At 41.5% G+C, this 24,550-nt stretch carries 19 protein-coding genes; 10 read left to right on the top strand and 9 right to left on the bottom strand.

Annotation, left to right across the window (positions count from 1 at the left end):
* Positions 1 to 353 precede the first annotated feature (353 nt).
* From V7K48_RS15175 to V7K48_RS15185, 3 genes are all read left to right on the top strand, one after another.
* Positions 354 to 755 carry a beta/gamma crystallin-related protein gene (locus tag V7K48_RS15175; protein ID WP_335073749.1) on the top strand — a complete coding sequence of 134 codons (402 nt, stop codon included), beginning with the start codon at positions 354 to 356 and terminating at the stop codon, positions 753 to 755.
* A gap of 189 nt (positions 756 to 944) precedes the next feature.
* Complete coding sequence (locus tag V7K48_RS15180) at positions 945 to 3,131, top strand: peptidase domain-containing ABC transporter (RefSeq protein ID WP_335073751.1); 2,187 nt, start codon at positions 945 to 947, stop codon at positions 3,129 to 3,131.
* A gap of 38 nt (positions 3,132 to 3,169) precedes the next feature.
* Positions 3,170 to 4,672 (top strand): HlyD family efflux transporter periplasmic adaptor subunit, encoded by a 1,503-nt coding sequence (locus V7K48_RS15185; protein ID WP_335073753.1) that lies wholly within the window; start codon positions 3,170 to 3,172, stop codon positions 4,670 to 4,672.
* 252 nt (positions 4,673 to 4,924) lie between these two features.
* Here V7K48_RS15185 and V7K48_RS15190 read toward each other — a convergent pair whose 3' ends face one another.
* The 4 genes from V7K48_RS15190 to V7K48_RS15205 form a co-directional block, all read right to left on the bottom strand.
* A complete protein-coding gene (locus V7K48_RS15190; RefSeq protein WP_335073755.1) occupies positions 4,925 to 6,310 on the bottom strand; it encodes a CHASE2 domain-containing protein in 1,386 nt (461 codons plus the stop codon).
* Between the two features lie 24 nt (positions 6,311 to 6,334).
* Positions 6,335 to 7,312 (bottom strand): CHAT domain-containing protein, encoded by a 978-nt coding sequence (locus V7K48_RS15195; protein ID WP_335073757.1) that lies wholly within the window; start codon positions 7,310 to 7,312, stop codon positions 6,335 to 6,337.
* A 107-nt stretch (positions 7,313 to 7,419) separates the two neighbouring features.
* Positions 7,420 to 8,604, bottom strand: coding sequence for a DUF1822 family protein (locus V7K48_RS15200; protein ID WP_335073759.1), 1,185 nt, complete (start codon positions 8,602 to 8,604; stop codon positions 7,420 to 7,422).
* A 25-nt stretch (positions 8,605 to 8,629) separates the two neighbouring features.
* Positions 8,630 to 9,820 carry a sigma-70 family RNA polymerase sigma factor gene (locus V7K48_RS15205; RefSeq protein ID WP_335073761.1) on the bottom strand — a complete coding sequence of 397 codons (1,191 nt, stop codon included), beginning with the start codon at positions 9,818 to 9,820 and terminating at the stop codon, positions 8,630 to 8,632.
* Between the two features lie 198 nt (positions 9,821 to 10,018).
* On the opposite strand from V7K48_RS15205, the gene V7K48_RS15210 reads away from it, so the two are divergent.
* Both V7K48_RS15210 and V7K48_RS15215 read left to right on the top strand, forming a co-directional pair.
* Positions 10,019 to 10,423, top strand: coding sequence for a response regulator (locus tag V7K48_RS15210; protein ID WP_335073763.1), 405 nt, complete (start codon positions 10,019 to 10,021; stop codon positions 10,421 to 10,423).
* A gap of 103 nt (positions 10,424 to 10,526) precedes the next feature.
* Positions 10,527 to 10,661 (top strand): hypothetical protein, encoded by a 135-nt coding sequence (locus tag V7K48_RS15215; protein WP_335073765.1) that lies wholly within the window; start codon positions 10,527 to 10,529, stop codon positions 10,659 to 10,661.
* 129 nt (positions 10,662 to 10,790) lie between these two features.
* Here the strand turns inward: V7K48_RS15215 and V7K48_RS15220 are convergent, their stop codons facing one another.
* From V7K48_RS15220 to gatB, 5 genes are all read right to left on the bottom strand, one after another.
* Positions 10,791 to 10,946: a hypothetical protein gene (locus V7K48_RS15220; RefSeq protein ID WP_335073767.1), complete on the bottom strand. Its 156-nt coding sequence runs from the start codon at positions 10,944 to 10,946 to the stop codon at positions 10,791 to 10,793.
* A gap of 141 nt (positions 10,947 to 11,087) precedes the next feature.
* Positions 11,088 to 11,426, bottom strand: coding sequence for a hypothetical protein (locus V7K48_RS15225; protein ID WP_335073769.1), 339 nt, complete (start codon positions 11,424 to 11,426; stop codon positions 11,088 to 11,090).
* Between the two features lie 192 nt (positions 11,427 to 11,618).
* Positions 11,619 to 11,807: a hypothetical protein gene (locus V7K48_RS15230; protein ID WP_335073771.1), complete on the bottom strand. Its 189-nt coding sequence runs from the start codon at positions 11,805 to 11,807 to the stop codon at positions 11,619 to 11,621.
* 681 nt (positions 11,808 to 12,488) lie between these two features.
* Positions 12,489 to 13,838 carry an FAD-dependent oxidoreductase gene (locus tag V7K48_RS15235; protein WP_335073773.1) on the bottom strand — a complete coding sequence of 450 codons (1,350 nt, stop codon included), beginning with the start codon at positions 13,836 to 13,838 and terminating at the stop codon, positions 12,489 to 12,491.
* A gap of 840 nt (positions 13,839 to 14,678) precedes the next feature.
* Positions 14,679 to 16,154, bottom strand: coding sequence for an Asp-tRNA(Asn)/Glu-tRNA(Gln) amidotransferase subunit GatB (gatB, locus tag V7K48_RS15240; RefSeq protein ID WP_335073775.1), 1,476 nt, complete (start codon positions 16,152 to 16,154; stop codon positions 14,679 to 14,681).
* Between the two features lie 541 nt (positions 16,155 to 16,695).
* Here gatB and V7K48_RS15245 point away from each other — a divergent pair.
* From V7K48_RS15245 to V7K48_RS15265, 5 genes are all read left to right on the top strand, one after another.
* On the top strand, positions 16,696 to 16,827 hold the full coding sequence (locus V7K48_RS15245; protein WP_335073777.1) for a hypothetical protein: 132 nt from the start codon (positions 16,696 to 16,698) through the stop codon (positions 16,825 to 16,827).
* A gap of 654 nt (positions 16,828 to 17,481) precedes the next feature.
* The gene (locus V7K48_RS15250; RefSeq protein WP_335073779.1) at positions 17,482 to 17,832 is read left to right on the top strand and encodes a hypothetical protein; all 351 of its coding nucleotides are present in this window, start codon (positions 17,482 to 17,484) and stop codon (positions 17,830 to 17,832) included.
* Positions 17,833 to 18,448: 616 nt separating this feature from the next.
* Complete coding sequence (locus tag V7K48_RS15255; RefSeq protein ID WP_334711485.1) at positions 18,449 to 18,685, top strand: hypothetical protein; 237 nt, start codon at positions 18,449 to 18,451, stop codon at positions 18,683 to 18,685.
* A 763-nt stretch (positions 18,686 to 19,448) separates the two neighbouring features.
* Positions 19,449 to 23,582 (top strand): PAS domain S-box protein, encoded by a 4,134-nt coding sequence (locus tag V7K48_RS15260; RefSeq protein WP_335073781.1) that lies wholly within the window; start codon positions 19,449 to 19,451, stop codon positions 23,580 to 23,582.
* Entirely contained in the window at positions 23,579 to 24,547 is a 969-nt protein-coding gene (locus V7K48_RS15265; protein ID WP_335073784.1) for a PleD family two-component system response regulator, read from the top strand. Before V7K48_RS15260 ends, V7K48_RS15265 begins: the two co-directional genes overlap by 4 nt.
* Positions 24,548 to 24,550: the final 3 nt, after the last annotated feature.

A 24,550-nucleotide genomic window follows, 5' to 3' on the forward strand; every position in this document is an offset into this window, starting at 1 on the left:
TCCTCTAGAAAAGGAAATTTAGCTTGGAAGCCTCAATCAAGAGTATAAGTGTCAGCAAAATCAACTGATGCACAAGTGAGCATAGCAAATTGGCACTACTGAATCAAGTGAATAAAATCAACTCACTGCTACCAATTAAGAATCAGAAGGCAAGGCGAAAAAACTTCTGATTCTCAGGCGTGAATAAAATCAACTCACTGCTACCAATTAAGAATCAGAAGGTGAAGCCAAAAACCTGTAATTCTCAGGCGTGAATAAAATCAACTCACTGCTACCAATTAAGAATTAGAAGGCGAAGCCAAACCAGCTTAACCTTCATTTCAAGCTCCAACTTGAAATTTCGAAGATCAACAATGTCTAAGATCAACAACAATGGAGTAGATATGAACAATCAAACATTAGCCCAATTGAGTTTCAGCGCAGTGAAGGAGCTTAACGATCGGGTGGCTGCTACCTGTAGTGGTGGTGTAGCCTATACTGGCGGCAGCGACCCAGATATAATTTTGTTTAGAGATGGAGAATTTAACGGCGATAGACCTCTGGCGATTAATGCATCAATTGGCGATGGTATTAGCAACGTTGGTGATGATTTCAACGATGTAACCTCATCTTTTGTGATTCTTCGGGGTACATGGAACTTCTATCAAGACGATCAGTATAGGGGGTATGAGGGGAATTACGGACCAGGAGCATACGGTGTTCTCCCAGAGGGAATTGTAAACGACAGTATAACTTCCCTCCAGCGTGTAGGATAGATTTAACTATCCTACACGATAGATAAAGGAATTTTACGCAATCGTAAAGCTACCTTCGAGTATACATTTCTCAGATAGTATTAACAGTGTTTAGCTATCAGTTACTTTAAGAATATCAATAACTGAGTTAGTAGTTATTAACTTTTGACTGATAACTATTCACTGTTTACTTACTTTAATCATTGAACAATGAAATACCACAGCATATTGCAACACAGTGAAGAAGATTGTGGTGCTGCAAGCCTTGCCACTGTTTCCAACGGACGCACCTTTGCCATGAACCGCGTGCGAGAAGCAGTAGGCACTGGTTCGCGGGGAACCACGTTACTAGGTTTGAGACGGGGAGCAGAAACACTGGGATTCCATGCTCGTCAAGTCCAAGCCGCTCCAGAAGTACTTGAGAAATTAAATGAAGTTCCTTTGCCTGCGATCATTCACTGGAAAGGCTACCACTGGGTAGTATTTTACGGGCTAAAGGGGAAAAAATGTATTATCTCTGACCCGGCATTTGGTATCCGTTATCTCAGTATAAAAGAGTTAATGGCGGGTTGGAGTGATGGTGTGATGTTGCTGCTGATGCCAGACGATAGCCGCTTCTATGAGCAATCATCAGATAAAATTGGCGGTTTTGGGCGCTTTATTGCCCGGATATTGCCCTATCGCAATCTTTTGATTCAGCCGATCGCCATCAACTTTGCGATCGGGCTATTGTCCCTCGCCTCCCCTTTAATGATGCAACTGTTGACCGATGACGTGCTAGTGCGGGGAGATACCCAACTGCTAACAACGGTGGCAATTGGCGCCATTGCCATGAACCTAATTCAAAATGCCATTGGTTTGGTACAATCTCACCTAATTGGTCATTTTGGTCAACGGTTGCAATACGGGCTAATTCTAGAATACGGGCGAAAACTGTTACGCTTACCCCTATCATATTTTGAAGCACGTCGCAGTGGAGAAGTCGTTAGCCGGATTGCTGATGTTCATATCATCAATAATCTAGTTTCCCAAATTGTCCTTGGTTTACCCAGTCAATTTTTTGTGGCTCTGGTTTCCTTGGGTTTCATGCTCTTCTATAGTTGGGAACTGACTCTCGCTTCCCTCGCCGCCTTTGTGATCGTCACTCTTGTCAACCTGCTTTTTCTTCCCGCCTTGCGCCAGAAAACCCGCAGCCTCATCGTTAAAGGTACGGAAAATCAAGGCTTTTTAGTCGAAACCTTTCGCGGTGTTCAAGTCCTCAAAACTACCCAAGCGACTCCTCAAGCTTGGCAAGAGTATCAGACAAATTTTGGTCGCATTGCTAACTTAGGCTGGACTACGATGAAGTTGGGGCTTTACAGCAGCACAGTCACGAGTATTCTTTCCAAATTGACGAGTATTGGCATACTCTGGTTAGGTTCTAGCTTAGTGATTAATCAGACATTATCCATCGGTCAGCTGCTGGCGTACAGCGGTATGAGTGGCAGCTTTCTTGGCTTTTTATCGTCAGTAGTCGGGCTAATTGATCAATTTATTACTGCTCAAATTGTCGTTCAACGCTTGACAGAAGTGATAGATGCTACCCCAGAAGATGAAAATGACTTTAAAAAACCTTGGGCAGAAATTCCTGGCAATGCAGATATTATTTGTTCTCAAATTAACTTCCACCATGCTGGTAGAACTGACCTGTTAGAAAACTTTTCTTTAACTATCCCTGGTGGTCAAGTAATAGCCTTAATCGGTCAATCGGGCTGTGGCAAAAGCTCTCTTGGTAAATTAATTACTGGTTTATATCAAGTCCAATCTGGTAATATTCGTTATGGCATATACAACCAGCAAGATTTATCTTTAGAATGTTTGCGGCAGCAAGTCGTATTAGTTCCCCAAGAACCTCATTTTTGGAGCCGCTCGATTGTTGATAATTTTCACTTCAGTTATCCCAACATTAGTTTTGAGGAGATAGTCAAAGCTTGCCAAATTGCTGGTGCAGATGAATTTATTAGCAAATTACCCGATAAATATCAAACTGTTTTAGGTGAATTTGGTGCAAATCTTTCTGGCGGACAAAAGCAGAGATTAGCTATAGCTAGAGCCATTGTTACTGACCCAGCTATATTAATTTTAGATGAATCCACAGGTGCTCTTGATCCAGTAAGTGAAACCCAAGTTTTGGATAGATTACTTACTCATCGTCAAGGCAAAACCACAATTATGATTAGCCACCGTCCTCAAGTTATCAAAAGGGCTGATCGGATTGTATTGCTTGAAAATGGACGCTTAAAAACTCAAGGTACTCCAGAAGAATTACGTCATATTCCTGGAGAGCATTTAAGCTTTATTGATGAGATTTATCCTGATAAAAATGGTTTTAAATCTTCTTTGGTTCTTCGGAATTAGTTAATGGTTATTGGGCATTTTACATATATTCAGTACTTATGATTAGTAACTCTCAAAAAAGTTTTTTACCCTTAGTTCAAGATAACGAGTTTCTCCCACCAATTAGCCGTTGGACTACATTTGGCGGACTAATTATCCTGTTTGTGTTGTCGTTAGCTGTTCCTGTGGCTGCGCTTGTTAAATATAAGGTTACGGTCAAAGGGCAAGCGGTTGTCCGTCCTGCGGGTGAATTGCCAATTGTGCAGGCTGCGACAGAAGGACAGGTAATGCAGATTTATGTTAAAGAAAATCAAACCCTGCAAAAAGGAGATATAATTGCCACTATTGATGACTCTCGACTGCAAACCAAAAAAAACGAGCTGCAAACCAATATTCAACAAGCTAGGTTACAACTAATTCAAACCGTTCCTCAAATTAATGCAATAGATAGTCAAATTCGAGCCCAAAGCGATCGCACTAATCGGACTATCGCCTCTGCAAAAGCTGAATTTAAGGGACGCGATCGCGATCATCAAGACAAAAATATTACTAGTATTACTGAACTCCAAGAAGCATCAGCCAACGTCAAAATGGCCCAAGAAGAATTATATGCAGGGCAAGCACAGTTACAATCAGCACTAGCTAATCTCCACGGTACTGAGGCTGCTTTAGGAGCAGCGACATCAAAGCAAAACCGCTATGAAAGTGCCGCCAAACAAGGGGCATTATCCCGCGATCAACTAGAAGAAGTACAGTTGGCTGTGAAACAGCAAGAACAAGCTGTACAGGCGCAAAAAGCAACTTATCAGTCCCAAGAAAAAACAAATGAGCGGCTAAAACAAGCTGTTTTAGGGGCTATTGCTAAACGCGATCGCGCTCAAGCAGCTCTCAACCCAAGCAATGCAGATGTAGCAATTGCAACTGAACACATTGCTCAAGAAAAAGCCTCTGGGGAAGTGAATAAAGCAACCTTAGAAAGAGAACGTCAAACACTTCTCAAGGAGAAAATTGAAACTGAAAAACAATTAGAGCGCCAACAGAACGAACTCAAGCAAGTTGAAATCGACCTGAAGCAAACTACTATTACCGCTACAGCAGACGGGATTATTTCCAAGCTAAATTTGAGAAACCCCGGTCAAACTCTCCGGGCAGGAGAGGAAATTGTCCAAATTGTACCCAGTCATGCACCTTTAGTTATCAAAGCAGCTGTAGGTTCTGAGGAAAAAGGTAAGATAAAAATCGGTCAAAAGGTGCAAATGCGAGTTAGTGCTTGTCCTTATCCCGATTACGGCACTCTCAAAGGCGAAGTAAAAGCGATTTCCCCAGATGCTGTTAGTTTGCAAAAAGACGATGCAAATGCTGATACAAACTCTACCCCCAAAGCAACTGCTGTAGGCGCTTTTTACGAAGTCACAATTGAGCCAGAAAAACTTGCATTAGGTCGCACTTCAAAGAAATGTCAAATTCAATTGGGTATGGATGGCAGAGTTGATATTATTACCCGCGAAGAAACTGTACTGCAATTCTTGCTCCGCAAGGCAAGGTTAATAACGGATTTGTAATGTTGACGAAGGTTTCAATTGACCTCTTCGCCACTATAGCATTTCTCGTTTGTATGCAATACACTCTGACTTCACTTCTATCCCTCTCTCCTTTAAGAGAGAGGCTTTAAAATTTACTCCCCTTCCCTTGCTCTTAGGGGGCTGGGGGTTAGGTCTGTATTCCATGCAATTGAGAAGCACTATATTACAGTTTACTCGTTGCAGCCTCGCTACTTTTACCTCTTCTTATAATTAATAGAAGATAGTTTTACATTACTCAACTAATGATTGTGAAGTAGTGGAAAATTGTCGGCGATTTTGAATAAATATAACTACAACACTACTTGCAACTACACCAAAAGCTGAGGGAATAAATGGTATCCATAACCCTTGTTTTAAAAGAGCGATCGCACAAACTCCATATAAAATGACAACTGTCACAAAGATGGCACATCCCTTATCTGACAGCGAACGAACACGCCAAACAATCAGACTTCCAACTATAGACCAGCCGTATATCCAGAGAATATCGCCCCACCAAGGCAAAACCCAAAGAATTGGACGTTTGTCTAAAACTGCGCTCAAAACTTGGCTAACCATTTGTGCTTGTATAAATACCCCTGGTATTTCTTGGTAATCTTGCTGTGCAGTACTGTAGGGAGTTGACCAAGTATCGCTGACAGTGTTAGCTGTCACTCCAATGATAACTACCTTATCTTTAAATAGATCAGGAGCAACTTTATTGCTCAATATATCTTCAAGGGAAACTCTTTGATAATCAGTATTACGGTAATTGACAAGTATTTGATTTCCGCCTAAATCAACTTTTTGTTGATAGCCACCACTGCGACCTGCTTTTAAACGTTTAAAGACTTTAGAGCCAAACTGTATATAATCTTCATTAAATCTAGGTTGAATATTTTCGTAAGATAAATAACGAGCAGCTAATTGCAACGAGAGCGAATAAGGTGTTGTACAAGTCGAAGAAGGCTCTTGTGCCATCATCATAATTTGGCGACGGACGATCCCATCTGGGTCTTCAATTGCATCTGCAAAACCCTGACGTTCTACAGGTACTTCTTTGGGAGGTTTAACACCTTGGGAGTCATATTTACTATCGCGGCTTTTGCAGGTAACAACAACATTCTCTTTACTATTTTCTGTGGAAAGTTTTATTGTTTGTAACTTATTCGGGGGGTCGGCAAAGTCCCTGTAAATATCTATTCCAATAATTCGCGGTTGATACTTTTGTAGTTGTTTAAGTAATGTTGCTAAGGTACTATCCGAAATTGATTTTAGCCCTAGTCTTGTTTCTTGTCGAGATTGAATATCTTTTTCGGTGATTTCAACAATTATCAACCTTGGATCTGGATCTTCCTTGGGTCGCAGTCGCAGTATTTGGTCAAAAGTTTGCAGTTCAATTTTCTCAAAGACTCCCAAATATCTCAAACCTATTGTTGAAACAGCCACAATAAAAGTACTAAGTAGTACAGTCCATAGTTTAGATTTTGGTATCGCAATTTTACCTTTTATCGGAACTTGACCTCCAAAATTAATATCATCAAAATTGCCACATAGTTCTTGCCACGTAGTAGGAACAGTTGTAGGATTTTGACAGATGACTGGTAACCAACTGGCACAAGGAAATTTATTTTCCAATCCCTGAAGTCTTTCTCGTGCTTTTTACACAGCTAGATAAAGTGGTTTGCCACCTGCAAAGGCAATAAGAAAATTTTTTAAGAACTCCTGGGCTATTAAATCTGGCACTCTTTCCCGCATTACAATCATTTGGGGAATGTTCAAATCAGCTAAATTTCGTGCTAAACCAATTCCGTCACAAGAATTGAAGATTGCCAGTTTTAAGCCGCTACTAATTGCTGTCTTAAGTGCATTTTTAAGTTGGGGAATTGTTAAACTTTCTGTCTGATTGATGTAAACTTCTCCGATCTCTCCATCAGCAATACTAGCGCTATGCCCTGCAAAAAATAGGATATCCCAATCTAGATTCCATAGATGCTCATCAAGTTCTTTACGTGTTGGTTCGATAAGAAACGTAGTTTGGGCATCTGTTAAACCTTGTAATAAAGCGCCGTCTTGATCAATATCAATACCAACACTGTTGCCTAGAATTGCCAAAATTTTGACTTTACCTGTAGGAGATTTTGGCAATACCTGAGGAGACGCATATTCATGATTGCTCAAAGCTAATTCAGCTTTAGGGTAATCTTTAAAAAAATCCCACAGATGCCAAGGCAACCGATGCAGTAGAACTATATTTGTTTCAATAATAATTCTAATTTCATCATCCCGATTAAGTAGAGTCCGCAACTGCCGCTCAATATTCTGAAATGACTCAAATTTCAACCAAGCATTGATATTTGCTTGCAGCTGTTGACACACTTCATCGAAGTCATTCACAGAAATATTGGTTATATCTTGTGAATGCACTTTTATGCGCTGATTGTTACCCAGGCGTTGATGGATGGCTTCGTAGAGTAGCTGCCATCTGCGGTAGACTTCGCTTAGTTCTGGTACTGCTGGCAGACTCCCTGTTAATTTTACGAGTAAAAATTGGTTATGATGCCAAAGTTGAGCTGTGACAACAGGAAATCCTTTATTTAAATCTCCTCCTAACAAACTGAAGACAACTAGCTTACTCATAAGTCAAGTGAACTTTGCCATTCGTGATTAACTAATGACTAATGAATGTCAATTCGACTCGACTGTGCGCGGCTGTTAGAAAATCCGCCCAGGCGAGATATTAATAACTAAATCACGAAATTTTCTCTGATCTGGCAACTATCAACAGCAACTTGGATGCTAAAAAATTCTCCTACTTCCCCATCAAAGAGTTTTAATTGCACGTAGATATCTTGAACTCTTGCTTGTGCTTGTTGAATTATCTCCCCTTGATCTGAAAGTAAAACTAGCTTGATATTAGCAGGTAGGTAAGGTTGATTACAAGCTGGATGTAGCTGCACGCGAATCCTAACTTGTTGGTTAGCCTCTGGTATTAAGGCAACTAATAAAATAACTTTTTGAGCCTCTATTTCCATTCCCAAGTCAATTAGCTTGGCGCGTTTGATAGTGGCAGGATTTAACCCAGAAGAACTGCGGAGATTAAAAGCTAGGCTACTGGAGTTTGGCTCAAAAAATATCTCTATAGCTTGCCAAGAAGCATCGTAAATCTGCTCCAGCCAACGACTGAGATTCACTTGTACTTGGGGAAATTGCGCTTGCTGTCGTTGTTGATACAACCATTGTCGCCACTGTTCATTCTCTAGTAGCATTCCCCAGGTTGTAAATGGTACTGCCAGTCTAAAAAATGTCACTGAAGAATTGCTAAACAGTTGCTGCACATATTCTACTTGAGCAATCGATAATTGTGGTAGTGGAGCGATCGCAGCTTTCATCTCTTCTGTTCCACAAAATTGGTAGGTGATCCAAAAAGCATTAAGGTCTTTAATTAAGTGCCGTGCATCTATACAATAAGTCCTATCTACTTGGTCATAGTGTGCCAATGATTTAAGTTCTTGATGGGTTATGTAGCCCCAAATTCTTACCCACTTGCCATCTGGTGTGACTTGTACTGCTAAATAATAGTCTGCTGCCCAAGTGGGAATGTCTACCCATTCTTGAGGAACTTCTAACTCGCTATCATCAATTGCCTCGCTGGGAATTAAAACGACTCGCTTTTCCTTTAACACGATTGCTGTGCCATTGACAAATTCCCAAAAAGCAGGAATACCAGGGGAACTGTACCAGACACTTGCTTCCGGAACATATTCAGTTTTTACCCAATTCAAAAACGCATCAAGGCAAACTTGATTCATGTAAGCACGCCAGCAACTGCTAGATGTAGCGTAAATTTTGCTTTCTTGCCAAGAACTTGTCTGTAATGATGGTGATATTTCTAACAATAGTTCCTGCGGTTCTGTAAAAGCAGAAGTCATTTTTACTACCTCATCTTTTATAACGTCAGCTAGACTCACCATACTTAACTTTCAACCATTCTTCCAAAGCGGTACTCATATCTTTAACTAGGTTGCAAGTTACAGAAATATTAAGCGTGTCTTGGCTCCATTGAATTAATGCTGCTAGCAAGGATTCTCTAGCTTTAAGGAGTTGGCGAGAAACGGTAGGCTGACTCATTTGTAGGCGTTGTACAATCTGTGGCTGAGTCAGCCCCTGTTGGTAGTAAAGTTTAAGTATTTCCTGGGTTTTCGCCTCAAGATTTTGTAAAGCTTTTAACAAAACAGCTTGAATCTGAGATTGTTGATTTTGTCGGTTTTGGGTATCTTCTTGGGCGATCATTTCAGCGATTAATGAATCAGAAGATAGATCTGGCAAATCAAGAGTTGTTGTGGCATCATCTTCTGATATTGCTAAATTTAGAGAACTAATAGGTGGATACAGATAAGCACGCATGTAAATAGCTGCCTGGGTTAACCACTGTTCAATTTTTTCTCTGGTGCATTGTGCAGTAGGTTGAGTTAATTGAGTTTGTCGTTCGCGGTTGTAAAGGTTGACAATAGCTTCCCAAAGCTGGCGTTCTGTTCCTGGTAATGCCTTTGTACCTCCTGGTTGGTTTTGCACATACAGTTCTTTGAAACAAGCCCAGGCTAGCCGATATTGGGCAATTACGGTACGTGATAATCCAGCTTGAGAAAGAGCTTCTAAGAACTGCTTTTTGCTTACTTTGCGTAACAATGCCCAATTCGTGCAAATATCAGCTTCCTTGCGTTGGCGTAAAATATCTTTTAGCCGGCTGGGGATTGCCATAGTCGCGTAGGCTTTTAAGCTAGAAGATTTTTTTGGGTTAAAGTTTTTAAGAATCGTTTCGATTTCAGCATTAGCCATTTGAAAGTAATCTGCTAGACTGTATTGGCTATGTATAAATCTGGCAATTGTTTTTTTAGCAGTCCAGTAACTTGGTTCTTGTAAATAAGCAGACATATGCATTCTGGCAAGGCTATGAGATTGCTCTTGCCAGTGCTTATGCCAATATAGTGCCCAAAAGTTTTCTGAGTTAGGGACTTTTTGTGAATACTCCAAACAATTTTGGATACTTCGACGCAGTTTGATATCAATCAACCATTTGCTGAATCTGTCGCTTTCCAACTGAACGAAGGTTGAAAACATCTCCGTAATTTCTTGGCGAGGATGCATAAGCAATTAAAAATTTAAATTGAGTCAACTTCAGTAATTATCACAGGGGCAGATACTTCTGCGGCTGCTGGCAATACGCTGCTTTCCTTTTTAATTTGCAAGTCCCTTAGCACACACCTATTCTTATTGATGATGCCCTTACTCATATTCTGTTGAATTCTGACGTCTTTATTCTTTTCAGATAAAAAGTCATTTATTATGCAATCTTCTGGAACTCTTGCTGGTTTAGATATCCTAGTAGTTGAAGATGATAATGATACTCGTTTTTTCATCACTACTGTATTGGAAATGGATGGAGCAAAAGTTATAGCAGTGATGTCAGCAGCGGAGGCACGCAAAGTATTATCCGAATTGCAACCTGATGTTTTAGTTTGTGATATTGGGTTGCCTGGGGAGGATGGCTACACTTTCATCTCCAAAATCCGTGCGCTCAAACCAAAGAATGGTGGACGAGTCCCGGCTATTGCTTTAACAGCCTATGCTGATAGTGAAGCTCGGATTCGTGCCTTGGAAGCTGGCTTTGACACTCATGTATCTAAACCGATTGGTCCAGAAGAACTAGTTGAGATAGTTGCTAGTTTGGTTGCTTGTTGTAATTGGTAATTATTGTAGTGCTTGATGTAAATCCAGAAGTGCAATCAGCTTTACCGACACCTGGAGAGAGGGAGGTGTTCATCAGGTCGAAGGGATACAGTTTAGAATCGAGGTGGCTGCCATCATTCGTAAGGGTGGCGCTGAAGTTGTCGCCGATGAATACTTTGGAGCCGTTAACGGTTTGGATGTGGTGGTCAAATTCGCTGTAGCCAAGCTAAAAGTGCGGCTGTTGGTGACGCTCCATTAATCCACTTTAAAATCTCTGCACAGGATCTATTTTCAACTATTTCTTCAATTTCCGTTAGAATATTTGATAAAAAGTCATAGTCGTTAAAAGGTTCTCTTTGCAATCTATTTTCTAACTCTTGTACAGAAATTACGTAATCTCGTCTTTGGCTGGATCAATATTAGGAATATCTATAGCAAAAGCCATTGTATTTTCTGTAACATCAGATATTCCTTGTCCCGGCTTATCTAAAACTACAATAACTTTCCAAAGGTCTTCGGGAACATTTGCTGCTGCGCTTTGCACAATCGCACTTGTTCGGAGGCTAGTGATTGAGTAGGGGAAAGCAAAGCTTTAGACAAAATTATAATCGCGCTTTCTTCTTAATACTAGAAGCGATCGCACCCCCCTGCCTCCTCCCCATCTGTCGGCGTACCCTATCGCCAGTTATCGGGGCAATGCGATGTCAAAGGCAGGCTGTGACGCTCGTTCGCCCTTGGCGTCTCCCTTTGAAAGAAGACTCGCTACCGCTTCTCTACCAGACGTGCAAGGAACGCTAACACTATCGGTGACGCTCATAAACAACAGTCCAGTCACAGCAAGCTTTTGGCTCCTACCAAAATTACAAAGCGCATGACCGAATGCTGGCTGGTGATGTCGGAGGTTGTCGGGTGTAGTACTGCTGTTCACCCAAAGGTAGGGGAGAGCGTATGTTGCTGTGGGTGGAGTAGCAGGGGAGATTGCTGGGGAAGAACTCGACAATTCCTTCGAGATGCGGTTGTCCAAAGCCGTGGTGTTGGGAGTGATGGTATAGTTATGTGAACTTGGCTGTGCTGATGATTGCTAATGTTTGGTGAGAGCAACCGCAGTATCTATAATGGCGATGTCTCCTGAGTTACCGCTTGGAGCGTCTACCCATTGTCAAAGGAGAGCATTGACCCGGCCACGATTAATCGAATCAATTTTATAGTAAAGCTATTAGCCAGTCAACTTAATCACACCTTGGCTCACTAGAGATTCAAGCTGAGAATGGTGCTGTGTTTGCTCTCGCAGCAACTTGAGTTGCTCGTAGGTGAGAATATGTAATCCTGGACGGACAACATAACCTTCAATGGTAATGCTTTGTGGCTGCTGGCTGTCGGTGCGATTGTAGGTAATAGAAGGCATATTTGCAATTATACAAGTGAGAACTGATCATTAGAAGAGAGTTTAACTCTTCACTCTATTACAGCACACAAGTTCCTCATAAAGGGTGAGTATAGTATGAGCGAATGCCGAAGCACATAGGAGATTCCCAAGAGAAACGATGCTTGTGGGGTGTGGGTTTTGTGAATAGGGAGGAGCAAAGGATTACGTTACGATATATGGGAGCAACAAAGCCGGATGCTCACAACAATGCTGGCATTTAATACAGCAGTTTGCTTTTTAAGTAAGTACAAAATGCAGGACTCACGCATTAGATATAAAGGTTTCTACCTCCTACCTCCAGCAAGAACTGCCTATTGCCCCACTTGCTGAACCCAAGCTGCCAAAGTCACGTCCAAGTCCTGCACTGGTAGCTTGGGGCAGTAGATAACACTACTGAGGATTTTTAATAGTGTAGGCCTGCAAGGGCAGTGCATGAAGGGCAATCGCATGATTCTATGACTAGCCCTTTCAAGGTGACTCATAAAATAAGATTGTTTTTCTCAGCGCTCTCTGTGCCTGGAGCGGTTTAAAAGTAATTTATTTAACCGTAGGGGACAGAGAACACAGAGATAAGAGGTTAAAGAAGAATTTATGGACTAAGATTTCCACCCACCTTGAAAGGGCTAGTCCTAGATTCATATTCTGATTCAGCAACGCCAATTATTCAATAAATAACCGTGCAAGACTGGGCAATGCTTCGCCATAAGTAGGATGAATGTGAACAGATTTTTCCAATAATTGCCAAGTTGCTCCTGCTTCCATAAGCGACAGAAATACATGCACGATCTCAGCCGCTTCATAACCAACCAATGTTGCTCCTAAAATCTGATCAGTTTCTGTATCTATTACCATTCGGTAAAAGCCTAAATCATGCCCCCACTCAATAGCACGAGCAATATCGGACATTGGCAGGGTCACGTAGCGAGCATTAATCCCCTTTTCATGAGCGTTTGCAATTGTCATTCCAACCCGTCCAACTTGTGGCTCAGTATATATGGCATAACCTAACACACGGTCGTTGCGAGTCCGATTCTCACCACGCAAGATAGCCTTTAGACGCCGATAATCTTCCCAAGAAACATGGGTGAAGGCAGGCTGTTGAGCAACATCTGCGATCGCATATACATCTGAGCATGTTGTCCGAAATTGCTCGTCAACTTTAACATAACCTTGTTCATTGAGCTCAACACCTGTGGCTACCACATTCAAAGCACTGGTGTTTGGCTTGCGTCCAGTTGCAATCAACAGTGCCTCACCTTGGAGTTCCTGACCATTATCTAATTTCAGAGTAAACACATTATCGTTGTAAATAACTTTCTCAGTATTGACATGAAAGTGAATTTGAATGCCATCTCGCTTTAGAGCTTCTGCTAAAGTTTCACTCACATCAGGCTCTTCATGATCCAGGAGGCGTGAGCCTCGCACAATTATGTGTGTTTCACTACCCAAACGTGCTAATCCCTGTCCAAGTTCCAAACTAATGTAACCAGCACCAATGACGAGTAGCCGTGGTGGCAACTTTTGTAAGTCAAAGAAATTGCGGTTTGTTAAGTAAGGTGTGCCTGCTAAACCGGGAATGTTAGGTATGGCAGCCGATGTACCTGTATTAATAACGACCAATGGTGCTTGAACGATGACATTACTGCCTGTAACTGTTCGCTCCCCAGTAAAGGATGCTTCTGCATACACCACCCTCACTCCTGCTTCATGCAAGCGTTTATCAACTCCTTGATGCCAGCTATTGCGAATTGAACGTACCCGCTCCATCACAGCCGGAAAATCAACCTCAACTTGAGCATATATCCCTAAATCCTTAGCTTGACGAACACGACCCGCAGCATGAGCGGCTGCTAAAAACGCTTTAGAAGGGGTGCAGCCATAATTGATACAACTACCACCCAGTATGTCTCTTTCAAACAAAACAACCTTACGGCCTTCTTTGGCAAAGTCAGCGGCCAGAGGCACACCTCCCTGACCACTACCGATGATAATGACATCTGCTGTTTCCATACTTGACTCCCTGTAAAATCAAACGGTGGAATTAAATCAGAGTATTTGCACGGTGGAATATCTACTAACTGAGCCACTTTGCTATACTTTCTTACAACTATCAAGTTGGATTCAATTTGTGCTTTGGAAGAGTGCTGAGTTAGGAGTTAGGAGTTGAGACGCGATTAATCGCGTCTGTACAGGAGTTAGGAGTTATTATTCTCCCCCTGCTCCCCAGTCCCTTTTGTTGTGAGTTTATTTACTGATGGCAATAATAATGCACCAGTTGGCGATTGGCATAATTGTTTTTACCTTTCTTATGACGAAAGACAAAAGCAAAAATAAGGAGAGCCACTTAGGTCGTTCTCCAGATCATCAGTGTGCATCTATTTACTACACTTTATTATTTCTTATCTAAGGGTTAATACTTATTTTTTTAAATTATTTCTAATAATATTATGAGGTTATTCGTAAATACCACTAAAATAAAATAAAAAAGAGAGCTACTTAGGCAGCTCTCCAGATCATCAGGGTGCATCTACTTACCACAGCATATCATTTTAGGTATGCGGGTTACCACCAGTTTTTATGTGAAGATTCTGTGAAGAAGCACCGGGAAAATACTTACTTGGGGCATTGGGCAATTCAATTTTGGATTTTGGATTGATGATAGCGTAGTGTTAGCGAGTCTGCGAGCGTCTTTTAGATTGAAATTTAATCTAAAATCTAAAATCGTTCGACTGAGCGTACTCCTACGGAGAAGCAAGCTACGCGCAGCGTCTCTAAGAGTTGCTGAAGTCTAAAATCTAAAATTCTTACTCCCCCGCCCCTTTCACCAAGCATTGTTGACTTGACAGACTATTAGGCGTTCAGTTTTTTCTCCACCAATTCATTAGTCAGCTTAGGATCAGCACGTTTGCCTGTCTTTTTCAGAACTTGTCCGACAAAGAAACCTTTGAGGTTGGTGTTACCATTGCGATACTTTTCTAATTCTTTGGAATTGGCGGCTATGACTTCATCAACGATGGGTTCAAGTACACTAGGATCGGTGATTAACTCTTGACCAGCAAAGGCTTTTTCAGGAGAAATACCACTGAGCAAATCTGGCAGCTTTTCTTTAGCTTGAGCATTGCTAATTTTGCCCGTTTCAATGCGAGTGATGATATCTGCAAGATTGGTGGGAGTCAGGGCAATTTCAGTAATACTGAGTTTTTGCTTATTGAGGTGGGCTGCGATATCTTGAGTGATCCAGTTTGCAGCAGCTTTCGGATTTGCTCCAGATGCGATCGCAGTTTCAAAATATTCTGCTACTGGATGATCTTCTGTTAACACTCGTGCATCATAAGCCGAAAGCCCCAACTCACTTTCATAATGATGGCGTTTTTGGGCTGGTAATTCTGGTAATTCGCTGCGCCATTGCTCTAATTGGGCATCTGACACCTCAATTGGTGCTAAATCTGGTTCGGGGAAGTAGCGGTAATCGCTTGAACCTTCTTTCACCCGCATACTAATTGTGCGTTGAGTGCCTTCTTCCCACAGACGAGTTTCTAAGATAATGCGATTGCCTGCTTCGATTGCCGCAATTTGGCGCTCAATTTCGTAGTCAATCGCCCGTTGGATGGCGTTGAACGAGTTCATGTTTTTAATTTCTACCTTGGTGCCAAACTCCTCTCGCCCTACCGGACGCACAGAAATGTTGACATCACAACGCAGAGATCCTTCTTGCATATTGCCGTCACTCACGCCGAGATACCGCACAATTCGGCGCAACTCTTCGGCATATTCAGCAGCTTCTAGTCCAGAACGCAGGTCAGGTTCTGAGACAATTTCCACTAATGGTATACCTGCGCGATTGTAGTCTACCAGAGAATAGGAAGAACCGGAAAGGCGATCGCTGCCTGCATGAACCAATTTTCCAGCATCTTCCTCCATATGCAGACGCGTAATCCCAATACGTTTGCGAATGGGGTTACCCTCAGCATCCACCAACTCAATTTCTAACCAACCATGTTCTGCGATCGGTAGATCATATTGAGAAATTTGGTAATTTTTGGGTAAATCCGGATAAAAATACTGTTTACGATCAAATTTGCTATACTTAGCGATTTGACAATTTAGTGCCAAACCAGCCTTGACGGCGTATTCTAATACTTTTTCATTGAGTACAGGTAAGACCCCAGGTAAACCCATACAAACCGGGTCAATGTTAGTATTGGGGTCAGCACCGAATGCCGTAGAGCTATTAGAGAAAATCTTGGTATTGGTACTCAGCTGACAATGGGTTTCTAGACCAATAATCGCTTCATACTCAGTTTTTACGGTCGTAACAGTGGTCATAATATCAATATTTGGGCAATAATCCTTCTAGTGATACTATTGTAGCGGCGTATTGAGTTGCCCTGAAGACGGTTATTTGGGTGAGTAATGCTTACCATTTTCAACTTGAAAAGGAAGATGCAAACCTAAGGTGAAGAAAATCTTAATTATTGGTTCTGGGGGTGCTGGTAAATCTACCCTAGCCCGCGAACTGGGAACCATTTTAGGCTTAGAAGTCATCCACTTGGATGCTTCATACTAGAATCCTGGCTAGGTTGAGACTATTACCAGTAGCCAAAGATAAATTACTATAAAAAGGTATTAAATTCAATAAAGTTCAGTTAAGAATTTCTTCCTTCTCTCTGTGTCGCGCCAGTTGCTTCAAGTCGGGGAACCCGCCCAACGCACTGGCTTCTCTGCGCCCCTGCGGCAAGCCGCTTCTCTACGAGACGCTCCGCGAATGCGTCTACGTTAAAAAAATTGACTTTGACAAAGAGTTTTAGCCTTAACCCAAGCATATTGCTATTAAATTGGCAAATTAAGTCAGGGAGCAACCAAGATTATGATTGATATCAAAACAGCAGTGAATGCTGCTTATGAATACATAAAATCCCTACAAGAAATGATGGGTTCTTCATTAGGAGATTTGAGACTTGAAGAAGTTGAACTTTCTGAAGATAAAGCTTCTGGTTGATTACTTTAGGGTTTGATATTCCTAAAAAACCTCCTAAAAACCGATTGGAAGACTTAATTCCTATCTCTCTTGCTTCTATCCATGTGTTGTATGAACGAGAATATAAATTTTTTAAGGTAAATTCTCAAACTGGCGAAGTAGAAGCAATGAAAATTAGACAAGTATGAAAGATGTGATTAATTCCCTAATTCGTCGTTATCACCAAAAGGGAATTTTAATCGATACAAATATCTTACTTCTTTACTTTGTTGGGACGGTCAATCGAGAAAGAATAACCCGATTTAATCGAACGCAGCAATTTATACCAGAAATCCTTTAAAATCTCGTTTCCAGCCAGAGGCTGGAAATACTCTTTCATTGCAGCTCTGCCGCTAGTTTTGAGGCGGAGCCTCTCATTTAGGCATTTCTAGTCAGAGACTCTTAACGAGACAATCAATTCCACTTGAAAATAATAAATTGAAAACATTCTTAATAATTTAAACATTAAATAAACATTAGCACTCTCGGCTTGTTAGTGCTAATTTGTGACTGGGGTTTAATGCCTATGATATAGACCAAAACTATACTTTTTCTAGATGCTTTAATTACTTATCAGACATTATATTAAAAAAACTAAAGCTTTACTGCAAGTAATTTAAAACTGAGAGTATTAGCATGAAATACACTTTTGATATTGTCGGAGTATCTCCACTTTTGCAGTTTTTTAATCATCAACAGCAAAATGGGCAAAAACCACTCCACCAAGGCGTGGAATATTTAGGAATGTATACGTGTACACTAGATACGTTTCTAGAATCGGTGGAATTAGTTCCAGGAAAGTGGGGTTGGAATCTAGATCAAGTGGTGGATACTGTGATTCAGTTTTGGTTGAACAACTCAGACAGTATTCGTTATTGGAAAGTACGTTTAAGTGATGCTGGTAAAGATAATTTACTAGTCGCAAGATTGGCGGATATAACTGCCTTACAAGCTGAATTTGAATCCCTACTAGATAAGGAGTGGTGAAGAGATAGGTAGAATTGAAGAAGAATTCAAGAGCGGAGCAGCAGTTGCTCCGCCTCCAATCAAAATCAAAATCAATATTTTTCTCTGTTATTCTCGTTTTCAAGTGCTTTGAGAACTTTGAGATATAAAAATATTTAAAGAAATTCTGAAATTTTAAGTGTTATAAACTAACTATAAAAAAACATAAATGCTCCCAATATAGTTTTACTGATCGCACTTATAGAAAATTAAAAGTGTGTCCGCGCCCATTAATTTTACGCACGTTATTGTTCATTTTTTCTTGAGATATTAATAGTATTTTTTTAGACATTAATGCTCATTAGACCACTGATACGGACTTTACTTATGTGTATGCATACAAATCATGCAAACCCAATAATTGCCAAAGTTTCTGGTTGAGCATTGTTGTGTCCTGGAAACAATTGCAAATTAAGGCTTTGAGATTCAGAGCCACCCGAAAGTTTCAACTTAGTTGGTCTAAAATATAGCGCTAAGTGTTGACAATCTATAAATAATCGAATAACAAGGTGGCAGCAGCATTAAAAAAAGCGTTAGTGCATTCCTACCTAGAAACTAATTAACGCCCTTGATGAAACTTCATACGGATAACATAATTATGCCAGAAAATACGGATAACAAAGCTTCCAAATCAGACAATCAGGCTATTGCCTATAAAGAACGCCTCAATTCTTGGGCGATCGCTCGTCTACTTCCTAATACGCAACAGGAAATTGTTGCTCGCTTCCGCACCCGTTCTGATGCCGATGGCTATATGCGGCACCTCCCTCAGGAAATACCAAATGCTTCTTACATGGTTGTTTTTGATTGTCAACGCCAAGAAGCTGTGATTTAAAGTATAAGTATAGGCGATAAACCTATCTTGAAAATAGGGAACAGCTTATAGGTGACAGGGAACAGGGAAAGAGATTTTCGTTCTGAATTGTGTTCGCATAACGGGCGTTTTATGCTCACTCTGTTAATAAGTATCTCTTGCAAAAGGGACTTTTGCACTTTTGTGGTGAAACGGGAAGGGTTAAGGGGAAAAAGAAAATTCAATCCCTTTAACCCTTGCTTTTAATCCCCACTACCCTTTTCTTGTGATCATGGGTGTAGCTTGCTTAAAAGTAGGGGTACAGGAAGCCTGCCTCTGAATGTCTACGCATTTGTGGTAAAGTTAAGGCATGATAAAAGAATTAAAAATGCGTAGGCGTAGCCCCTCAAAGACATCGTTTACAACTCCAGATTGCAATTTTCACGCTTCACTTAAAAATTCTGGATGTTGCCAACGACCATATAGACCTTTATCCTTGATATGCACCCGATGTACTAGTACGGCACGGCGTAAATCCACTTATCATCTCAATTAACAAGACTTGGGGCAAAATCCCCTTGTTAAAGGTAGACAAACTGACGCCACAGTGTATTAGTAGGGACTATTTACTGCTATCAAAAAACGGTAATTATAACCAGAAGTTATTAAGTTTTTCGACCAAGATTATATCCGAAAATTTTACTGAAAAGTAAATTCCGTAATTGCCCCCTTGCTATTGATATTTTAAATTACTTAAAAGTAAAAGTTAGTGCAATAAACACTGAAAGTGCTGGAGGGTTAATAAGTGGTCAAACAGCACCGACATGACTGGTTCAAAACTGTGAAATTTGTCTGCAAACGAGAATTACTATTGCTATTGCTGGGGATAATCTTCTTAATCTTTGTAGTCCGACTCTGGCACAGACTCTTAATCCAAATTCCAGGATTATTAACACAATTAGTATTGATTGCAGGGGTATTGGTTATTGTCACGCTGACATTATCAATCTATTTTACCTTGGCGATGAGAGCAAGTAACCAACAGATAACAGCAATAAATCAAGAGTTAACTCACAGAATTTTTGAGCAGAAACAGGTAGAATTTACCCTCCGCACCAGCGAAAATGGTTTGCGACAGTTACTAGAAACTGTCAAAGTCATCCCTTGGGAATTAGACTTGAAGACTTGGCGATTTATTTACGTTGGACCGCAAGCAGTAGACTTGCTAAATTATCCGATCGCAGAGTGGTACGAGGAAAATTTTTGGGTTAATCATCTACATCCACATGACCGAGAAAAATCTGTTCGTTTTTGCCAAGAAGCAACTGCTAGGTGTGAGAATCATGAATTAGAATACCGAATGTTAGCAGCCAATGGGCGAGTTGTTTGGCTGCGAAACGTTGTTAGCGTAGTTCACCAAGCAGGAACTCCTACTATGCTGAGGGGGTTTATGTTTGACATTACTGATTTGAAGCTGGTTGAAGAAACCTTGAGGCTGAGGGAGAGGGCACTTGCTGCTACCAGTAATGGAATTATTATTGCCGATGCCAGACTCGCCTATAATCCGGTTATTTACGTCAACGCTGCCTTTGAGCAAATAACAGGCTACAGTGCTACTGATGTGATTGGGCAAAACTGTCGATTTTTGCAACGCACAGATAGCCAGCAACCAGTACTCAATGAATTGCGGTCATCTATTCAAGCTGGAAGAAGTTGTAAAGTTGTTCTCCGCAACTATCGCAAAGATGGCACTTTGTTTTGGAATGAATTGAGTATTTCTCCTATCCATGACGAAAATGGCAAGTTAAGCCACTTCATTGGTATTCAGACAGATATTAGCTTACGCAAGCTTGCCGAAGCCAGTCTGCGGCGGCAAGCCCTCACCTTTGAAAACATGCATGATGGCGTAATTATCACAGATTTAACCGGAAATATTATTGACTGGAATCCTGCTGCCGAAAGCATGTTTGGCTATACCAAAGCCGAGATTTTGACTAAACATCCCAGTATTTTGCATCAGCCGGAAGTAGCTGCAACATTAAGCGCCAAAATTTTGTCAAGAGTCAACCAGCAAGGACGCTGGTCAGGGGAAATACACTTTATTCGCAAAGATGGCAGTGAGGGAATTTGCGAAACAACCGTAGTATCTTTACAGGATGAACAGGGGCAAACTGTTGCCACTGTTGGCATCAATCACGACATTACCGAAAACAAACGAGCTAAAGAGGCGCTGCAAAGGCAATTGCATCGCACCCTACTACTTGAACAAATTACTCAGGAAATTCGTCAAAGTCTTGATACTAGCAAAATCTTTCAGACGGCTGCTACCCAAATTGGACAAGCATTTGGATCTGATCGCTGTTTGATTCATTCTTACATTAGCGACCCCACTCCCCGAATTCCCCTAGTAGCAGAGTATAATATACTTCCTGGTTATTGCTCCATGTTGAAATTGGAAGTTCCCATAACTAACAATCCTCATGCCGAGCAGATGATGGCCCAAGAAAGTGCGATCGCTTCTTGTGATGTGTACGTTGATTCTTTACTTCAAGTGACTGAGCCTATCTGCCGAGAAATGAGGCTGAAGTCTATGCTGGCAATCCGCACCTCCTATCAAGGAGAACCCAATGGTGCGATCTGCTTACATCAGTGCAGCTATTTTCGCCAGTGGACACAAGATGAAATCGAATTACTAGAAGCAGTGGCGGCTCAACTGGGTATTGCTCTAGCACAGGCTCACTTACTGGAACAAGAAACGCGCCAACGTGAAGAACTTACCTTGAAAAACTTTGCTTTGGAACGGGCAAAACGTCAGGCAGAAGCCGCGAATCGGGCAAAAAGTGAGTTTTTGGCGATGATGAGCCACGAAATTCGGACTCCAATGAATGGTGTTATTGGTATGACTGATTTACTGCTGTATACTAACCTCACCCTTGAACAGCAAGACTTTGTGGAAACAGTTCGCAGTAGCGGAGATGCTTTGCTCACGATCATCAACGATATTCTAGATTTTTCCAAAATTGAGTCGGGCAAATTGGAATTAGAAGAACAGCCTTTTGATTTGAGAGCTTGTGTGGAGCAGGCTATTTTTCTTTTAGCTCCTAAAGCTGCCCAAAAGGATATCGAACTAACTTACCTGATCCAGGCGCAAGTTCCCACTCAGATCATCGGCGATTTGACTCGTCTGCGTCAAGTCTTGATGAACCTCCTGAACAATGCTATAAAGTTTACTGAAAACGGAGAAGTGGTACTTTTTGTTGAACTGGGGACTCTTGATTTGGATAAAGAAACTTCTTCCCAGTCTCCGATACCTGTTGTCAAAGAGCAATTTCTCTACGAAATTCAATTTGCCATCAAAGATACAGGTATTGGCATCGCACCAGAGAAGATAGAGCGATTATTTCAACCCTTCACTCAGGCTGATGTCTCCATGACTCGACGATATGGCGGTACAGGGCTAGGATTGGTGATCAGCAAGCGGTTAAGTAAGATGATGGGTGGCACCCTTTGGGTGGAAAGCCAGGGGTTTGTCGGCGGCAATCCTAGCCCTAGATGGGAAAGTGGAAAACTATTCTCATCTCCTGACTCTTCCCAAGGTTCAACATTCTACTTCACCATTACTAGCAAAGTGGCTGCTCAATTAGAACAAGCTGAATTAAGCACTTCGCCTGTGCAGCTTACGTCCAAGCGACTGTTGATTGTGGATGACAATCTGACCAATCGCCAAATTCTCAGCTTGCAAGCAGAGTCTTGGAAGATGGAAACTTATGCTGCTAAATCTGGTCAAGAAGCTTTAGCTGAACTTGCCCAGGGAACACAGTTTGATATTGCCATTTTAGATATGCAAATGCCGGAAATGGATGGGGTAACCCTCGCTCGTCAAATCCGCAAGCAATCTGGTTGTCAAAATCTGCCTTTGGTGATTCTGACTTCTTTGGGTAAAGTAGAAACTTCCTCTGACTTTAATGATGTCCAGTTTGCTGCCTCTTTGAGTAAACCGGTCAAACAGTCTCAACTCTACGATGTTATTACTCGTGTTTTGGGTAATGAGCCGCTCCAAGCCAGTATTTCTCATTTTCCCTTGGTTGATCAGCATTTGGCCCATCGACTGCCACTACAAATTCTTCTGGCAGAGGACACCGTTGTCAATCAGAAAGTTGTTTTACTGATGCTACAGAAAATGGGTTATGGGGCAGATGTCGTAACCAATGGGCTAGAAGTGCTCAAGGCCTTGCAAAAACAGCCTTATGACGTAGTGTTGATGGATGTCCATATGCCTGAAATGGATGGGTTAGAAGCAACTCGGAAAATCTGTCAAGAATGGGAAGTAGGTTTTCGTCCCCATATCATCGCCATAACTGCCAATGCAATGCGAGGCGATCGCGAAATCTGTCTTGCTGCTGGTATGGATGACTACATTAGCAAACCTATTCAGCTTCAAGATTTAGCTCAGGCACTCAGCAAATGTCTACCCCAAAGAAGTTCTGAATTCACTTCCATAGTAAAACTTGGTAAAATGATCAGCTTAGAATTGCAACCTGAGCAAAATATCCTTCAGTCAGAGCAAAACCAGACATTCAAAACCGCCAAAATTGATCCTAAAGTTCTCCAATCCTTGCGGAATATAGTCACAGGAGATCGTGTGGCATTTGCTGAAGTGATTGAGTATTATCTTACAGAGACACCGAGACTGATGCAAGATATTAGTATAGCTATCACAACTGAGGATACCCAGACTATATGGAAGACAGCCCACCAACTCAAGTCCAGCAGTGCTTCTGTTGGAGCGATCGCTCTGGCGCAGCTTTGTAAGGTGTTAGAAGCACAAGGACACAGGAGTAAATTAGAAAACAGCCTAGAATTGCTCTCACAACTATATCAGGAATACGAACAAGTTAAAACTGCCTTACAAAAAGAACTTGTGAAGGAAGTACCATGAAAGCCAATGCTCAAGAAAGTAAATCTTTAGTTCTAATTGTTGATGATGAACCTTTTATCCGCCTGATATTGCGACATTTCTTGGAGCGGGAAGGGTATCAAATAGCAGAAGCTCAAAATGGCATAGAGGCAATAACAGTTTTTAACCAACTGCACCCTGATATAGTACTCCTTGATGCCATAATGCCGGATATGGATGGGTTTGAGTGTTGCACTCAGTTACAGCGTTTTGATTATAGCAAGCACACTCCAGTTTTAATGATTACAGGACTTGAAGATGAAGAGTCAGTTGACCGTGCATTTGAAGTGGGGGCAATGGATTATGTTAACAAACCGATTCACTGGCCAGTTTTGCGACAACGGGTAAAACGCTTGATTCAGCAATCTCAGTTACAGCAAAAACTGGAAGCCGTTAACTTGGAATTGCAGCGATTAGTTACTATCGATGGATTAACTCAAGTAGCTAACCGCCGACGGTTTGAAGAGTATTTTAACCAAGAGTGGCAGCGTATGAAACGCGATCAACAGTCTCTTTCCCTGATTCTTTGCGATGTAGATTTCTTCAAATTATATAACGATACCTATGGTCATCGGGTAGGCGATCGCTGTCTTCAAGAAATTGCTCAAGCCATCAAAGATATTATTAAACGTCCTGGAGACCTAGTTGCCCGTTATGGTGGAGAAGAGTTTGCTGTGATTTTACCTAACACAGACACTGAGGGGGCAACTCATGTTGCCGACAGAATTTGCCATGCTGTCCGAACCCTAGCAATTCCTCATAAAAATTCCCAAGTTAGTCCTCATGTTACCATTAGTGTCGGGTTCACTACACTAATTCCTCAGCCGAGTTCTGACTTGGAAGAAATGATTACCGTAGCGGATGGGGCGTTGTATCAAGCAAAGACAGCAGGACGCGATCGCTTTGTGCAAAATATTCTATTACCCAAAAGCAAAAATTCTCGGTAGTCC

The organism is Nostoc sp. (genome assembly GCF_036919615.1).
GTDB lineage: Bacteria > Cyanobacteriota > Cyanobacteriia > Cyanobacteriales > Nostocaceae > Nostoc.

Excerpts from the sequence above, each read along its gene's own strand:
- V7K48_RS15175 (WP_335073749.1), top strand. The coding sequence starts at position 354 with ATGTCTAAGATCAACAACAATGGAGTAGATATGAACAATCAAACATTA.
- V7K48_RS15180 (WP_335073751.1), top strand. The coding sequence starts at position 945 with ATGAAATACCACAGCATATTGCAACACAGTGAAGAAGATTGTGGTGCT.
- V7K48_RS15185 (WP_335073753.1), top strand. The coding sequence starts at position 3,170 with ATGATTAGTAACTCTCAAAAAAGTTTTTTACCCTTAGTTCAAGATAAC.
- V7K48_RS15195 (WP_335073757.1), bottom strand. The coding sequence starts at position 7,312 with ATGAGTAAGCTAGTTGTCTTCAGTTTGTTAGGAGGAGATTTAAATAAA.
- V7K48_RS15200 (WP_335073759.1), bottom strand. The coding sequence starts at position 8,604 with ATGACTTCTGCTTTTACAGAACCGCAGGAACTATTGTTAGAAATATCA.
- V7K48_RS15205 (WP_335073761.1), bottom strand. The coding sequence starts at position 9,820 with ATGCATCCTCGCCAAGAAATTACGGAGATGTTTTCAACCTTCGTTCAG.
- V7K48_RS15210 (WP_335073763.1), top strand. The coding sequence starts at position 10,019 with ATGCAATCTTCTGGAACTCTTGCTGGTTTAGATATCCTAGTAGTTGAA.
- V7K48_RS15230 (WP_335073771.1), bottom strand. The coding sequence starts at position 11,807 with ATGCCTTCTATTACCTACAATCGCACCGACAGCCAGCAGCCACAAAGC.
- V7K48_RS15235 (WP_335073773.1), bottom strand. The coding sequence starts at position 13,838 with ATGGAAACAGCAGATGTCATTATCATCGGTAGTGGTCAGGGAGGTGTG.
- gatB (WP_335073775.1), bottom strand. The coding sequence starts at position 16,154 with ATGACCACTGTTACGACCGTAAAAACTGAGTATGAAGCGATTATTGGT.
- V7K48_RS15245 (WP_335073777.1), top strand. The coding sequence starts at position 16,696 with ATGATTGATATCAAAACAGCAGTGAATGCTGCTTATGAATACATAAAA.
- V7K48_RS15250 (WP_335073779.1), top strand. The coding sequence starts at position 17,482 with ATGAAATACACTTTTGATATTGTCGGAGTATCTCCACTTTTGCAGTTT.
- V7K48_RS15255 (WP_334711485.1), top strand. The coding sequence starts at position 18,449 with ATGCCAGAAAATACGGATAACAAAGCTTCCAAATCAGACAATCAGGCT.
- V7K48_RS15265 (WP_335073784.1), top strand. The coding sequence starts at position 23,579 with ATGAAAGCCAATGCTCAAGAAAGTAAATCTTTAGTTCTAATTGTTGAT.